12 protein-coding genes and 2 pseudogenes are annotated in these 14,941 nt (G+C 38.1%); 11 read left to right on the plus strand and 3 right to left on the minus strand.

The window, feature by feature from the left end:
- Positions 1–30: 30 nt before the first annotated feature.
- Positions 31–1,800, minus strand: coding sequence for a sulfatase (locus ACTH6U_RS18250; RefSeq protein WP_441832855.1), 1,770 nt, complete (start codon positions 1,798–1,800; stop codon positions 31–33).
- 15 nt (positions 1,801–1,815) lie between these two features.
- On the minus strand, positions 1,816–3,237 hold the full coding sequence (locus ACTH6U_RS18255) for a PTS transporter subunit EIIC (protein ID WP_441832842.1): 1,422 nt from the start codon (positions 3,235–3,237) through the stop codon (positions 1,816–1,818).
- 163 nt (positions 3,238–3,400) lie between these two features.
- Here ACTH6U_RS18255 and ACTH6U_RS18260 point away from each other — a divergent pair, with 163 nt between their 5' ends.
- The 8 genes and pseudogenes from ACTH6U_RS18260 to ACTH6U_RS18295 form a co-directional block, all read left to right on the plus strand.
- Positions 3,401–3,757, plus strand: coding sequence for a YidH family protein (locus ACTH6U_RS18260; RefSeq protein ID WP_294106435.1), 357 nt, complete (start codon positions 3,401–3,403; stop codon positions 3,755–3,757).
- An 8-nt stretch (positions 3,758–3,765) separates the two neighbouring features.
- Complete coding sequence (locus tag ACTH6U_RS18265; protein WP_441832843.1) at positions 3,766–4,068, plus strand: DUF202 domain-containing protein; 303 nt, start codon at positions 3,766–3,768, stop codon at positions 4,066–4,068.
- A 137-nt stretch (positions 4,069–4,205) separates the two neighbouring features.
- On the plus strand, positions 4,206–4,448 hold the full coding sequence (locus ACTH6U_RS18270; protein ID WP_336430179.1) for a DUF997 family protein: 243 nt from the start codon (positions 4,206–4,208) through the stop codon (positions 4,446–4,448).
- A complete protein-coding gene (gene panF, locus ACTH6U_RS18275) occupies positions 4,438–5,910 on the plus strand; it encodes a sodium/pantothenate symporter (RefSeq protein WP_434719992.1) in 1,473 nt (490 codons plus the stop codon). The genes ACTH6U_RS18270 and panF overlap by 11 nt, the downstream gene beginning before the upstream one ends.
- Before the next feature lie 194 nt (positions 5,911–6,104).
- Positions 6,105–6,989, plus strand: a complete 885-nt coding sequence (prmA, locus tag ACTH6U_RS18280) for a 50S ribosomal protein L11 methyltransferase (RefSeq protein ID WP_434719875.1) — start codon at positions 6,105–6,107, stop codon at positions 6,987–6,989.
- Between the two features lie 318 nt (positions 6,990–7,307).
- Positions 7,308–8,285 carry a tRNA dihydrouridine synthase DusB gene (gene dusB, locus ACTH6U_RS18285; RefSeq protein ID WP_294106952.1) on the plus strand — a complete coding sequence of 326 codons (978 nt, stop codon included), beginning with the start codon at positions 7,308–7,310 and terminating at the stop codon, positions 8,283–8,285.
- A gap of 14 nt (positions 8,286–8,299) precedes the next feature.
- Complete coding sequence (fis, locus tag ACTH6U_RS18290; protein WP_004258438.1) at positions 8,300–8,596, plus strand: DNA-binding transcriptional regulator Fis; 297 nt, start codon at positions 8,300–8,302, stop codon at positions 8,594–8,596.
- A gap of 117 nt (positions 8,597–8,713) precedes the next feature.
- Positions 8,714–9,142, plus strand: a pseudogene (locus tag ACTH6U_RS18295) (TonB-dependent receptor plug domain-containing protein); the annotation flags it as partial.
- Positions 9,143–9,297: 155 nt separating this feature from the next.
- Here ACTH6U_RS18295 and ACTH6U_RS18300 read toward each other — a convergent pair.
- Entirely contained in the window at positions 9,298–10,857 is a 1,560-nt protein-coding gene (locus tag ACTH6U_RS18300) for a methyl-accepting chemotaxis protein (RefSeq protein ID WP_434719872.1), read from the minus strand.
- A 688-nt stretch (positions 10,858–11,545) separates the two neighbouring features.
- Here ACTH6U_RS18300 and ACTH6U_RS18305 point away from each other — a divergent pair.
- From ACTH6U_RS18305 to ACTH6U_RS18315, 3 genes and pseudogenes are all read left to right on the plus strand, one after another.
- Positions 11,546–12,577, plus strand: a complete 1,032-nt coding sequence (locus tag ACTH6U_RS18305; protein ID WP_441832844.1) for a threonine aldolase family protein — start codon at positions 11,546–11,548, stop codon at positions 12,575–12,577.
- 57 nt (positions 12,578–12,634) lie between these two features.
- Positions 12,635–13,741: pseudogene (locus ACTH6U_RS18310) on the plus strand (MFS transporter); the annotation flags it as partial.
- Positions 13,713–14,921: an ATP-grasp domain-containing protein gene (locus tag ACTH6U_RS18315; protein WP_441832845.1), complete on the plus strand. Its 1,209-nt coding sequence runs from the start codon at positions 13,713–13,715 to the stop codon at positions 14,919–14,921. The pseudogene ACTH6U_RS18310 and the gene ACTH6U_RS18315, both read left to right, overlap by 29 nt.
- The last annotated feature ends 20 nt before the right edge of the window (positions 14,922–14,941 follow it).

Genomic DNA, 14,941 nt, shown 5'->3' on the forward strand with positions numbered 1-14,941 from the left:
AGTTTAAGCCAACCGGGTAATAGCTCATTATTATTTCAATCTCATTTCCAGAGCTACCCGGTACATTAGCTCATTATGGTTTTCTGTAGGGAAATTATCAATAATGAAAGCAATTAACTGCTCTTGGCTCAGAGACTTATTTAATTGATTTAGTAGCTTCTCTCTAATGTCCCCCAGTTTTCGGGTGTCGATATATTGTAATAAGGATATCACCCCATACTTCACATCTTGCGCTAACTCATAGCTATCAAGCGCTGTTGCTGCTGCGCCAATATATTGGTGTTCAAGCGCTATTTGTTCCATGCTAACCGCATCGTTCTTAGATAACCCATATCGTGCAAATAACTCTAATGGCGCATCATTCGCTATCATCATCAAACGAATGTTCTCTAATAAGCGACATTCGGTTTCAAATTCTACAATCGGTGATATCTGCTGAGGATCAAGTTTCACGTTATATAAACGGTGACCAAAGCGATCGGAATCAGTTGTCATCACACTCGTTGCGGGAATTTTAAGCACTGCGCAGCCTTGTGTGAAATCAAACCCTTCATGTAATTGAGTTCCTTGTAGCTCTTTTGGCGTAAAGCGTCGATTAATGCGCGTCGGCATCAATGTGTAATCATTGAGGCCTTCCGTCCCCTGTACAACTGGCGAACGCATATATACAAACTCACCATCAGTGATATTAATTTGGCAACCATGATAGCCAAATAGAGCATATTCACGAATCGGAGAGTCATTTTCTAGTCCTGAGATTAAACTTTTACCCTGCATGTTTGGCGGTATTGGTGCATTAAAATAATCTAATAATGTCGCTGGAATATCAATGGATTGAGCTAACATTTTCCTAGACTCATTCACCGAAGTAATTTCTGGATGGTATATAAAAAATGGCGTATTCGCGATTTCATTATAAAGGGGCATAATATTTTTCCCCCACCACTCATGTTCACCAAGCAAAAAGCCATGATCCGTATTAACAATCAACATGGTATCTTGCCAAAGATTATATTTATCAAAGACATCTAATACTTGGCCGACATACTCATCTACCATAGTGACAAGTGCTTGATAAAAGCCGCGGATCACTTTCTGTCGTGATTCATCTTCGGTCACTAAGTAATAAGGAGGCCATCCGTCAAAATCTTGATTTGATAATCCATACATTTGCAAATATTTTTCAGGCACATAAAACGGCTCATGTGGATCAAAACATTCAAGTTGTAAAAACCAATTATCAGCATCCTGATTTGTTTCTATAAATTCAATACCATGATTAATCGTTTTCACTAACGGATGATCTTTTTCATCTTGCATATATTGCTGATTAATCAAGTGCTGTGTACGGCTCGCTATTTTGCGTTGCTTATTTTCTTCAGTCTCACCAGATTCATAATGAACAATAGGTTTATTGACTACCCCCTTCCAATTATCGCCTTCCTGCCCACGAATAAATTCATAGGTTGAAAAACGTGAGTGATAAGTTGCCCCACCATCTCGCCAATAATGCTTATGGTCGGTGACTAAATGTGTATGAATACCTTGTTTTTTTAAAATTTCAGGCATTGATTCATCAAACGGTTCAATAGGTCCCCAACTACGATGTAGGAAATTATATCGCCCTGTATGTAATTCTCTTCTCGCAGGCATGCATGGCATACTACCCACATAGAAATTATCAAATTTAAGAGAGCGCTTTCTTAACCGCTCAAAATTAGGTGTTATCGTTGACTGGCAACCATAGGCAGACAACATATGTTTATTCAACGAGTCAAACATTAACATCACAGCTTTCATCATCAATTCCTTTTCTTATTCATACTTTCTGATGCGCCCAACAAAGTAAGTGAGCAAAAACGCAATACTGCACCCAACCAACCAACTCAGGATATATTCAAGATATTTGCCATCAGCAATCAACGGCAAAGCGGAGAGACCAGCTGCACCGACTCCATTAGCCGTGACATCGAGTAGCACTATCATCATTCCACCAAAACCTGCGCCAATTGATCCTGTAATAAAGGCAAACCCAGCAGGGATATTGACACCAAAAATAGTTGGCTCTCCGACGGCTAAAATACTGGTCGGTATTGCACCTTTTGCGACACGTTTCATCACGGGGTCTTTGGTTAATAAAAGTACCGCTATAGCCGCTCCAACCATGCCTGAATTACTCATGATCTGAATGGCAAATAACTGAGAATGACCTGTAGCTTGAATTAGCTCGAGATGAATTGGGATTAACCCTTGATGTAACCCCAATGAAATCAGGAAAGGGAATAATGATGAAAGTAAGAAACCGGCCGCTAAGCCGCCATGTTCCAGTACTCCTGATAACGATCCTAAAATGACATTGGACACAATACCTGCAACAGGCATGATGCCAAAAAGCAATAATCCCGTCATAATAATAATAGTTATTGTAGGTGTCGCAATAACATCTATCATACTTGGAATAAATCGACGTAATCGACGTTCTAGCCAACAACATATCCACACAGCAAAAATAACCCCGATCAAGCCACCCTGCCCCGGCGTTAATCCAATGACTGCAACTTGAGGTGCGATAGTTATAGCGCCGATAATCCCACCAAGGATTTCGGTTCCTTTAAACTCTTTCGCTGCAAAAATACCCGTGAATACCGCCAGCAAACTAAATAAGCCACTCGCGATAATGCCCATTATTGTACTAATTTCCAGCAAGCCTTTTTGTTGCAAAATAACTTGAGCCGCTGATAAATTAGCCGTTGCCTGTATCCCCTGACTTAGCGCCTCCGCACTAGCAGAGTTCACAATAATATTATTGATACCCATTAATGTTCCGGCTGCAATTAAACCGGGCAATAGCGGAATGAATATATTCGCAATCACACGCAAAATAGCTTTTACTGGCGTTTTTTTCTTCGCTTTATTTCGAGCAATTTCAGCTTTTTGAATGACCCCATTTTCACTATCTGAGCTAAGTGTTTCTGATTCAAGTTGTTCACCCTTTGCTAATTGCTGATTAATAGCATCAGCAATATTATTACATTTTCCTGGTCCTACAATGACTTGTAATGTTTCATCACTAATAACACCGAGTACCCCGGGCAATGCTTTTAAGCCAGCAACGTCAGCCTGACTTTCATCTTTTAATGTCATTCTAACGCGAGTCATACAGTTAGTGACATGGACGAAGTTTTCAGAACCGCCTGATAACTGAATAATTTTTTTTGATATTGTATCGAGATCCATAGAGCCTCTCTTGCGGCATGTTTAAGTAAGATCGATTGTTATATTGTTATAACATTTAGATTAATATATCATCAGACCAATAAAGCCCACACTGTCGTCATTGTTTTGTGATTTCCTTCTCAATATTAATTTCAAGAGATGAGCCAAAAACTACGGACCCCATATGAATATAGAAAAAAAGAACTGGAAAAATATTGGAAAAACACCGGATTACCGATTTTCATTAGCTAATGAGAGAACCTTTTTAGCCTGGATCCGTACTGCGCTTGCATTTTTAGCGGGAGCAATCGCGATAGAACAGTTGCTGCACGATATATCGTTAGGATGGGTAAAATTTACATTGACGCTTTTACTCGCCTTTGCCGGAGGGATAACCGCTGTCATGGCGCTCTGTAGATGGAAGCAAAACGAAATCGCTATGCGTCAAGACAAGCCATTGCAGTACACCTCTTTTTTAATATTGGTGGCTATGTTCATTGTTATCTCTGCCATTATTTCTGTTTTATACATTTTACTATAGAGATCATTATGCGAGATTCTGGACTGCAATCAGAACGAACACAGCAGGCATGGAGCCGTACCTTGCTTCTACTCGCACTGAATATATTGTTATTTTTACGTATAGGATTGATCGAGGCTTCATGGTTGATGCTATCTGGAGCCGTACTAGGCGCAGTACTTTTTGTTTTAATATCACTAAAAAGACACTTAAACCCAAACTATCACAATATTGGTTTAAAAATAGACAATAGCTTATTTCTTGTCTTAGCTTCCACCAGCATTGCGACAATGTCGCTCATACTAATTTTAAAAGTACTCGAAATAAAATAAGTCGTTATTGCCGTTTTATTCCTCAACCTCATTAAAGATCGTCTTGATCTTCGCGAATATTTAGGATTTTTTACACTCTCACGCCAGATTATCGTACAATCCCTGATTATTTTTTTAGAAATGAGGAGGAAAAACGTATGGATAAACGTTTTCTTCAGTCAAACAAGGAAGCTCGCTGGGCGCTCTATCTTACCATTGCCTATCTCATAGGCTGGCTCATCTGCGCCTATCTACCAGGCAATAATATTGGCGTCACAGGACTCCCGTTGTGGTTCGAATGGTCATGCCTGATTCTACCTATCATTTTTATTCTCTTATGCATCATGATGGTAAAACTCATTTTTAAAGACATTTCTCTGGAGGAGAATGATGCAGACTGAAGTTCTCCTGCCATTAATCGGCTACCTTGCACTTGTATTTCTACTGTCTGTTTACGCTTATAGAAAGCGTACCAAAGGGGAGTTTCTCAACGAATACTTCTTAGGTAATCGTTCTATGGGTGGTTTTGTGCTCGCCATGACGATCACGGCAACCTATATCAGTGCAAGCTCCTTTATCGGTGGCCCCGGCGCAGCGTATAAATATGGTCTAGGCTGGGTTTTACTCGCGATGATCCAATTACCCGCTATTTGGCTGTCCCTCGGTGTACTTGGGAAGAAATTTGCTATTTTAGCGCGTCGATACAATGCCGTTACTCTTAACGATATGCTTTACGCCCGCTATCAGAGTCGCTTTATCGTTTGGTTTGCCAGTATCAGCTTGTTAATCGCGTTTTTTGGTGCCATGACGGTTCAGTTTATCGGTGGCGCGCGATTATTAGAAACCGCAGCAGGGATCCCCTATACCTACGGCTTATTGATTTTTGGGGTTTCTATCGCACTGTATACTTCTATCGGTGGCTTCCGTGCCAGCGTCTTAAATGATGCCTTACAAGGTGTTGTGATGCTATTAGGTACGGTTATTTTGCTTGTTGCCGTTATCTATCATGCAGGCGGACTTCCAGCCGCTATCGATAAAATTCAAGCTATTGACCCTAAACTTGTCACTCCACAAGGAGCTGATGACATACTCAGTGGACCATTCCTTGCCTCATTTTGGATTTTGGTTTGCTTTGGGGTAATTGGCCTGCCGCACACCGCAGTGCGCTGTATCTCTTATAAAGACAGCAAAGCCGTTCATCGAGGCATCATTCTAGGTACGATAGTGATGGCAATTTTAATGTTTGGTATGCACTTTGCTGGCGCATTAGGCCGCGCAATTTTGCCTGACCTCACGATACCAGACCAAGTCATTCCAACACTGATGGTTCAAGTATTACCGCCATTTGCAGCAGGTATTTTCTTAGCAGCCCCTATGGCAGCTATCATGTCGACAATCAATGCTCAGCTATTGCAATCATCAGCCACGATTGTGAAAGATATTTACCTCAATGCAGTACCAGAACAAATAAAAAATGAGAAAAAATTAGCACGTATTTCGAGTTTCTCCACACTCATTTTAGGTGCGTTATTACTGGTTGCAGCATGGAATCCGCCACAAATGATCATTTGGTTAAATTTGCTGGCTTTTGGTGGGCTTGAAGCTGTTTTTCTTTGGCCATTAGTTTTAGGGCTATATTGGGAAAAGGCCAATGGAACAGGTGCCATCAGCGCCATGGTTATCGGTGGCGTTAGCTATGCCCTACTCGCCAGTTTTAAAATCGAAATTATGGGCTTCCATGCCATTGTACCGTCACTTATTTTTAGCCTGTTTGCCTTTTTCATTGGTAATCTTTTTGGCAAGAATCCAGTACAATTGCCAAAAAATGAACAACCTATACATTCTGAAAAGATCGGTATATGACCAAAGTCACAAATCGATGTATGACAAATATACTAAACAAAATTTAATGCTCTAAATAATTCAAATTGTGGTTAGGCGGCGAAGAAGCTAATCCAACGGAACATACACCAGTGTATAACCCAAGTAGCCGAGAGCAGCCAACAACACTATAACTCGAAGTATGACGAGCATACTAAACAAGAGAATGAACAAACATGCCTTGGATCCAAATAAAACTTAACTCAAACGCTAAACAAGCAGAAGCACTAGGCGACGAACTTATCGAAAGTGGCGCAGTCTCTGTCACTTTCCAAGATAGCCACGATGTGCCTGTCTTTGAACCTCTGCCAGGGGAAACTCGGTTATGGGGAGACACTGACGTTATTGGTTTATATGACGCAGAAACCGATATGAATACAGTTATTGCTCAATTAGAAAATAGCCCTCTTCTGGCTGCTGGCTTCCCCCATAAAATAGAACAAATAGAAGATAAAGACTGGGAAAGAGAATGGATGGATAACTTTCATCCAATGCGTTTTGGTCAACGTTTATGGATCTGCCCAAGTTGGCGTGAAGTACCCGATCCAACTGCAGTTAATGTAATGCTTGATCCAGGCTTAGCCTTTGGTACAGGAACGCATCCAACCACCTCTTTATGCCTTGAATGGTTAGACGGGATTGATCTTGAAGGTAAAACTGTTATCGATTTTGGCTGCGGATCTGGCATTCTCGCGATTGCAGCCCTAAAACTAGGTGCCGCCCACGCCATCGGGATCGACATTGATCCACAAGCCATTACAGCAAGCCGTGATAATGCACAGCGTAATAATGTATCAGACCGTTTATCTTTGTATCTCGCCAAAGACCAACCAGAAGCGCTGCAAGCCGATGTCGTCGTGGCTAACATCCTTGCAGGCCCATTACGCGAACTCGCGCCTATGATTAGCGTATTGCCATGTGCGGGTGGTTTACTCGGACTTTCAGGCGTGCTTGCAACACAAGCCGAAGGTGTTGCCGACGCTTATCGTGCCGATTTTGAAATTGACCCTATAGCAGAAAAAGATGAATGGTGCCGCATCACTGGTGTCAAGCATTTTTAATAGAAATATTATGCTGATTAAAGAATAATTTCTTTGAAATTCAAATCAGAATAGATTATCTTATAGCTCAAATATTGCTCAATAGCTGGCGATAATCTGTTCTGCACTAGATTTGAATCGAGTAACTGTAATTTTAATAAATTGTGATGAATTAACTGTAATCAATTGTTAAATATAGCTAATTTAACCTTCTTGAAAAAATCAAGATAAAAATTTTAGTGATAAATGACCGTTTGCTCAAAGTTTGTCCTTTCAAATCTTGTAAAAAATGCGTAATATACGCGCCCTTGCAGTCACAGTATGGCCCCCATTTTAGTTATGCGTATCGGACAATATCAGTTGAGAAACTGTCTTATTGCTGCCCCCATGGCAGGTATCACAGATAAGCCTTTTAGGTCGCTCTGTTATGACATGGGTGCTGGAATGACAGTATCAGAAATGCTTTCTTCTAATCCTCAGGTGTGGAAGACAGACAAATCTAGACTAAGAATGGTTCATCGCGATGAACTTGGGGTTCGTTCCGTTCAAATAGCTGGCAATGATCCCGATGAAATGGCCGCCGCGGCTCAAATTAATATTGAGAGTGGTGCTCAAATCATTGATATCAATATGGGCTGTCCAGCTAAAAAAGTGAATCGAAAGCTTGCAGGCTCTGCACTGTTGCGTTATCCAGATATCGTTAAATCGATTCTAGAAACCGTGGTCAAAGCAGTAGATGTGCCTGTGACACTTAAAATTCGCACAGGCTGGTCGCCTGAAGAACGAAACTGTATAGAAATTGCCAAATTGGCCGAAGATTGTGGTATTCAAGCTATTACCATTCACGGCAGAACTAAAGCCTGCTTGTTTAATGGTGAAGCTGAGTATGACAATATTCGGGCAGTTAAGCAGACTGTTACCATTCCGGTTATTGCCAATGGCGACATTACTGACCCGCTAAAAGCCAGAGCTGTCTTAGACTACACAGGGGCTGATGCCTTGATGGTAGGCAGAGCTGCTCAGGGAAGACCTTGGATCTTTCGGGAAATCCAACATTATCTGGACACAGGTGAGATATTGCCACCGATGCCAATGGCAGAGGTACAACGCATAATGCTAGCGCATGTACAGGAATTGCACGACTTTTACGGTCAAGGCAAAGGAGCCCGTATAGCGCGCAAACATGTTTCTTGGTACTTACGAGAGCATGCACCTGATGACCAGTTTAGGCGCTCATTCAACGCCATTGAGGATGCCAGCGAACAGCTGGAGGTGTTGGAAGCATTTTTTGAAAATTTTTGCGTAAATAAAAGATAAGAGCTGACTGAACTATGTTCGAACAACGCGTAAATTCTGACGTACTAACTGTTGCTACTGTAAATTCACAAGATCAAGTAACTCAAAAACCGTTACGTGACTCAGTTAAGCAAGCACTGAAGAACTATTTTGCTCAATTAAATAATCAAGATGTTAATGATTTATATGAGCTTGTATTGGCTGAGGTAGAACAGCCTTTGTTGGACATGGTTATGCAATATACCCGTGGAAACCAGACCCGTGCTGCCCTAATGATGGGTATCAACCGCGGTACACTGCGTAAGAAATTGAAAAAATACGGCATGAATTAATCCTAGTCGATTAATGCAGTGTTTTTAGAAGCACTTTCTGTTTTTCAGGAAGTGCTTTTTTGTGACCATATCCTCAACCCTTCCCTATCTAAAATATCCTAACTCTCTAATTTTTCAGATGTCCTTAAATCGGTACCTGGAATTAGTGTCGATACCACAGGGCAAGGCGATATCGATATTCGTGGTCAAGGTTCTGAAACTGCACAACGCAATTTACAAGTTCTCTTAGATGGCGCGCCAATTACGACGCTATCTAACCATCCTTATACAACAAATTATGATGTCTTCCCTGTCGAGCAACTTGAACGCATCGAAATCATTCCAGGTGGCGGTAGTGTGCTTTACAGCTCAGGAACTGCTGGAGGGGTGATTAATATCACATCAAACCTCAGAAGCATGAAAAACCCAAAAAGCACGGTTTTATCTGAGTGGAACTCGGAAGGAAATCGATTAAGTGGAAGCCTTGGAACTAAAGTCGGTGATAACTTTGCATTGCTAGGCACAGCCAGTAAGTTAAACTATGTCATTCGAACCTATTATCTATAAAGAACATCCTATCAAAATGTATTTTAAAAAAACGGTAGTTTTCCAATATTAATATTTTTGAATAACAAGGGGCTAGGCTTTGGCTAGCAATTAATTATGTTAAATTGCAAATCCAAAGTCTAGACGCAGTAAATAGCTAAGACAGCATGATTTCGCTATGCAACGGTATCTGCTGATAAATGAAACTTCTGTACTGATTGCTGTAGATCTTTGGTCTGATGCTCTAAAGAACTTGCCGCTGTCGCGACTTGCTCAACTAAAGAAGCATTCTGCTGAGTGACACTATCCATCTGAGTGATGGCGACCCCCACCTGTGCAATACCTTTACTTTGCTCCTCAGATGCGACAGTAATTCGCTTCATCACAACGGAAACCTGATCAATATCTTGTAAAATATTTTCCATTGTTGCGCCCATTTCATTGACCAAATTTGTCCCCTTCTCAACGCAAGATGTTGAGTTTGCGATCAATTGTTCAATTTCCATTGCGGCATCTGCACTATGGCTAGCAAGCTTACGCACTTCCGCTGCTACCACCATAAACCCACGCCCATGTACACCGGCTCGCGCGGCTTCAATTGATGCATTCAGCGCCAAAATATTTGTTTGAAAACTAATATCGTTGATCATGCTGATGATATCGGAAATTTTTCTGCCACTCAGTGCAATTTCGTCCATAGTTGCCACAACTGACTCAACAAGCGAATTACCTTGATTTGCCGTCACAAAAGCAGCCGCGGCCAATTTATTTGCTTGATAAGTACTGTCCATATTTAATTGCACAGTCGCAGTAATTTGTTCCATACTCGCAGCGGTTTCCTCTAAAGCCGCTGCCTGCTCCTCTGTGCGTGAAGAAAGATCGCTATTACCATTGGAGATCTCTGTAGCACCTCGATAAATATTTTCACTTCCAAGGCGGATCGTCATAACAGCTTCACGTAAATTATTCTGCATTTCATCTAATAATGGAAATAATCTGCCCGCACAATTTCGGCCAAATGGCTTAATTGTTTGGCTCAAATCCCCTTGTGCTATTTGAGCAAAATATTGACGAATGGTATCCAATGGCTTCTGTAACATGCTAACCAAAAAACGATCTGTAAAGATCAAAATTAACACCCCAAGAATTGCAGCAACAACAATCACTACACGAGTAATATCCATAAGATTATCAACAGTGCCACGAGTATGATCGATAACATCATCAGCAGATTGATTAAATTGTTGAATCGCAGCACCAAAAGCACGACTTAATACAGGAGTTACATTATGGGAATGGGAAATATACTTATCATTATCATTTTCCATTGAGAGCGCTAATTGAGGCGTGATCCCTTCATCTAAAAGCGCTTGCCAAGTATTAATAACACTATCCGATATTGCTTTATCCATAGGGCCGGGAGAAATTGACTTCATTTCAGCTAAATATGTGCCCATATTGACCATCGCTTCTTTAACTAAAGCATAGTCAGGCTCTTTTCCTGCATTTTTGGTTTCCATCGCACGAGTCAATCGTGTAACAAAACGAAAATACTGATCATTTCCTTGGCTTAATACTGCCATTTGTTTGACTAACTGACGGTCAATATTATTACCATCGGCAATTCGGCTAAGTGCCCAGCCGCTATATAGGCTCATTCCAGCTAATATTAAACATAAGATTCCTAACAACACGAGCATGACGGAGCGAATCGAATAATCTCGAAGTTTCTGCATAAAATTCCTCTTTTGGTAAGATAAAATGACATTATTTAAGTTTATCGGCTGAAAAATGAGAAATTTTAATTATTTACAGAAGACTATATAGCTCGTTATTACCAAAACTATATTATCAATAAGTATTATTTATTAATTTAATTAAAATGTTGCATATAGGCTGAGCTCCCTTTGAAAAATCAAGGTTAATCCATCAAAACATCTTACTTTTACTAATCAATCGATATCACAAAGTAACTTTTACAAATAGGATATTACGTATTAATTAAGACAATTTGATTGCACTGAAAAGATGCCGAGGGCCTTTCCCGTATGTTGACGAGTAGCCTGATAATAGGCCTATAAAATACAATGGTATTAATTATAAACTTATAGTCATAAAATTATAGATATTGATGAGCAAATTAATAGTTAACTAATAATTTATTATCTGAGAAATTAAAAAACAACAATTTAATATTAACTATAATAAAAACAGAAACAAATAGAAAAATGCTGAGCTTAAAAAATTAACATGATTTAAATCACACTCAAAATCATTCAATCACCAAATTTCTTGATATTCACAAATAACAATTATAAAGTCGCTCAGCTTAGCCATTATATAAACTTAAAAACATGAGATATGACTACACATAATATAATTAAAAAAACATTTTATAATAAATAATAAAGGGTTGAAATAATCATGATAGACCTAAGAAGTGATACTTTAACAAAATTAAAATACAAAGATTTAGATAGTATTAATTACAACCAAATTGGAGATGATTGTTATAATGAAGATTATTACGTAAAAAAACTGGAGCATCATATCGCCAATCTCTTTAATAAAGAAGACGCTATATTTATGCCGTCAGGCACAATGAGTAACCAAATAGGGTTAAAAGTCCTTTCTAATCCAGGAGATGAAGTTATTACGGAAGTTGGCTATCACATTTGTTTTTTTGAGTCATCACAAACCTCAGCGTTAAATGGACTCGTTATTAATAATGTTCGCACTAAAAATGGTATCCTTAGTGCAGAAGATGTTATTGATGCTATAAATTATAAGGCTAGATGGTCGAATTTATATTCAACGCCAAAAATAATATCAATCGAAAGCAGCATTAGCACTTATGGCGGAATAATTTTTCCACTTGAAGAAATAAAAAAGCTAAGGCATTTATGCAATGAAAATAATATGTTTTTATTTCTCGATGGGGCTAGAGTATTAAACACATGCATATCAATAGGTATATCGCCACAAAAATATGTTGAAAATATAGATATGCTTAATATCTGCTTATCAAAAGGAATAGGTGCGCCCTTTGGCTCCCTTCTTGTCGGAAAGAAAAAAGATATCACTACAGCCAAAAAATATCGAAAATGGTATGGCGGTGCATTACACCAATCGGGATTGATGGCAGCGATTGCCTTGAATAAATTAAAAGATTATGAAATTAACTTAAAAATAGACCATGACAATGCAAAGTATTTAGCCTCAATAACATCCAAATATTTCCAATTGGCCTATCCTGTTGAAACTAATATTGTCATGTTAAAGACAAATAATGCCGAAAATCTCGTGGATATTTTAAAAAATTATGACGTGTTAAGTACTGCATGGACATCAAATATGGTTAGATTTGTCACAAGTTCTAATGTAAATAAAAACATGATAGCTCAATTAGATAAAATCTATAATTCAATCGTTAAAAAATATAAAGAGTTTTCATGATATATAAAATAATCACATCCCGATTTCTATCGGGCATATCATTCTACAGTTTTTTGCCTTTTTTTTTCTTTATATCTTTTGAACTATAAAAACATTCCAGAAGATAAGACTGCAATCATTATATTTATATTTTTATTTATTAGCCGAGCGTGTTCATTATTCACCCCCTATATAATAAAATTACTAGGGTATAAAAAAACATTAATAACAACCTACTTTCTTGCTTCTGTTTCTATTTTAAGCATTTATTTCATATCTAGTTATATTTTTCTCATATTCGTTTCAGCTGCGATTGGCGCAGGATTTTCTATAGCAAACGTTTGTGCCAGCCTATTTATGGCTGAAAATAATAACCACTCTGACAGGATAAAGAATTTTTCATTATTGAATGTTATTGTTAATATATCATCAGCATTAGGTGGTATTATCGGGGAATGGTCTTATAATGAATCTTATTCAGGCATTATTATATTACCATCAGCAATAATGTTTTTATCATCTATTTATGCCTTCACCTTAACTGAAGGGGAAATATCAAAAAAAGATGATAAAAATAATACAACACCTTCTTCAACACTAAAAGCATGGTACTTATTTGTAGGTTATAGCTCAATTCCATTTTTTATGTTAGGCCTAATTTTTAGAAACTTAGCTTATCATTTTGAGTCAAATTACGCTGAAAACATTCATTATATTTCAGTTTCTCATTTATTTGCATTAAATGCTGCTATTATTATTTTTTTACAAGTAAAAGTAACCCATTATTTAGCTAAAAAGAAATCAAGCGTACAAGAAACGATGTATAAACTCAGTTTAGCATTAATCTCTACTCTACTTCTATTTTTTGATTTCAAATCTACTATGAGCATGTATTTATTAATTATTCTATTCACATTAAGCGAGCTAATTTGGAGCCCTTATAACAACAGCTTGGCTATCGAAAAATGCCCGTTTCGAAATAAAAAAATATCATTATCTATTTGTATCTTCTGTTGGGGACTAGCCGAATCTCTCGGCGCCTATATAGGAATAATATCAACCCCTGAACAATTACATATAACCATACCATTAATAACATTTTCAATATTACTTATTTTATTCTCCATAGAGTATTACTTATATAACAGGAAGCGTAATGAAAACGATAATTTTTCTAGAATGTAATATCTCCGGCACAGGTGTTCGTGCAATAAAAATAGCGCAAGAAAATGGTTATAGAGCGGTACTATTTACCAAGGAATATGATTTTTACCATACCATTGCTGACAACCCATTACTGCATGCCGACCTTGTTGTAGAACTTAATACCGACTGCATTGCAACAATTATCAATGCTGCAATAGACTATAACCCCAATGGAATTGTCGCATTTGATGACTACCGATTAATCAATGCCGCAGCAGCATCCCATGCTCTCGGTTTACCCTCACCAAATATGAAGTCGCTTATTTTATGTCGATACAAAAACAAAACGCGACAAATATTATTTGACCCAAATGATGATTTTAAATATCGCGTTTTCGATATTAAAGATAAGATTGATATTTCTGAAATGAAATTTCCGCTGGTTGTAAAACCTTGTGATGACAGCGGTAGTAGTAAAGTAACAATATGCCATAGCCTAGAGGAAGTTAATATTGCAGTTGAAGAAATTATCGCATTCAGAACAAACCAACGAGGCTATAAACTATCCTCTAGCTATCTTATTGAAGAGTTTATTGATGGAAATGAGTATAGTGCAGAAGCATATTGGTGTGCAGCTACCTCACAATGGGAAATATTAGGATTTACTAAAAAGTACACCACTGAAGGAAAATATTCTGTCGAAATAGGTCATGACTTCCTCTATAAATTTGATTCAAACTCTAAAATCAAAAAAAACATTATAGATTGGCTTAATAAAATTGGATTATCCCATACGGTTGCACATGTTGAATTTAAATTAGATAAAAAATCAATCATGCTGATAGAGATAAATCCGAGGGTCGCGGGCGGTATGATTGATAAGCTTTGCTCAATTTCAACTGGATTTGATTTGGTTCATTGTTACTTATCTCTGTTTGTTAACGACATGGAATACAGGCCAAAATTTATATATAAAGCACAATATGCATCAATAAGATTTTTAACCTCAAAACGTATTGGGATAATTGATAAGATCATTCCAAAATTTATATTAAATAAGCCGTTATTATTTAAATTCGTTCCCACACCAATAAAAATTAAGCAACTTAAAGATAGTTATAGCCGGCTAGGTTATGTCATTACTATTGAAAATTCACTAATACAGGCAGCAGCGAAAGCAGACGAGATGATAAAAAATATTGAGATCATTTATGATTAAAACAATAAAAAAGGCACAGT

This window comes from Providencia sp. (assembly GCF_052096715.1).
GTDB lineage: Bacteria > Pseudomonadota > Gammaproteobacteria > Enterobacterales > Enterobacteriaceae > Providencia.

Excerpts from the sequence above, each read along its gene's own strand:
- ACTH6U_RS18250 (WP_441832855.1), bottom strand. The coding sequence starts at position 1,800 with ATGAAAGCTGTGATGTTAATGTTTGACTCGTTGAATAAACATATGTTG.
- ACTH6U_RS18255 (WP_441832842.1), bottom strand. The coding sequence starts at position 3,237 with ATGGATCTCGATACAATATCAAAAAAAATTATTCAGTTATCAGGCGGT.
- ACTH6U_RS18260 (WP_294106435.1), top strand. The coding sequence starts at position 3,401 with ATGAATATAGAAAAAAAGAACTGGAAAAATATTGGAAAAACACCGGAT.
- ACTH6U_RS18265 (WP_441832843.1), top strand. The coding sequence starts at position 3,766 with ATGCGAGATTCTGGACTGCAATCAGAACGAACACAGCAGGCATGGAGC.
- ACTH6U_RS18270 (WP_336430179.1), top strand. The coding sequence starts at position 4,206 with ATGGATAAACGTTTTCTTCAGTCAAACAAGGAAGCTCGCTGGGCGCTC.
- panF (WP_434719992.1), top strand. The coding sequence starts at position 4,438 with ATGCAGACTGAAGTTCTCCTGCCATTAATCGGCTACCTTGCACTTGTA.
- prmA (WP_434719875.1), top strand. The coding sequence starts at position 6,105 with ATGCCTTGGATCCAAATAAAACTTAACTCAAACGCTAAACAAGCAGAA.
- dusB (WP_294106952.1), top strand. The coding sequence starts at position 7,308 with ATGCGTATCGGACAATATCAGTTGAGAAACTGTCTTATTGCTGCCCCC.
- fis (WP_004258438.1), top strand. The coding sequence starts at position 8,300 with ATGTTCGAACAACGCGTAAATTCTGACGTACTAACTGTTGCTACTGTA.
- ACTH6U_RS18300 (WP_434719872.1), bottom strand. The coding sequence starts at position 10,857 with ATGCAGAAACTTCGAGATTATTCGATTCGCTCCGTCATGCTCGTGTTG.
- ACTH6U_RS18305 (WP_441832844.1), top strand. The coding sequence starts at position 11,546 with ATGATAGACCTAAGAAGTGATACTTTAACAAAATTAAAATACAAAGAT.
- ACTH6U_RS18315 (WP_441832845.1), top strand. The coding sequence starts at position 13,713 with ATGAAAACGATAATTTTTCTAGAATGTAATATCTCCGGCACAGGTGTT.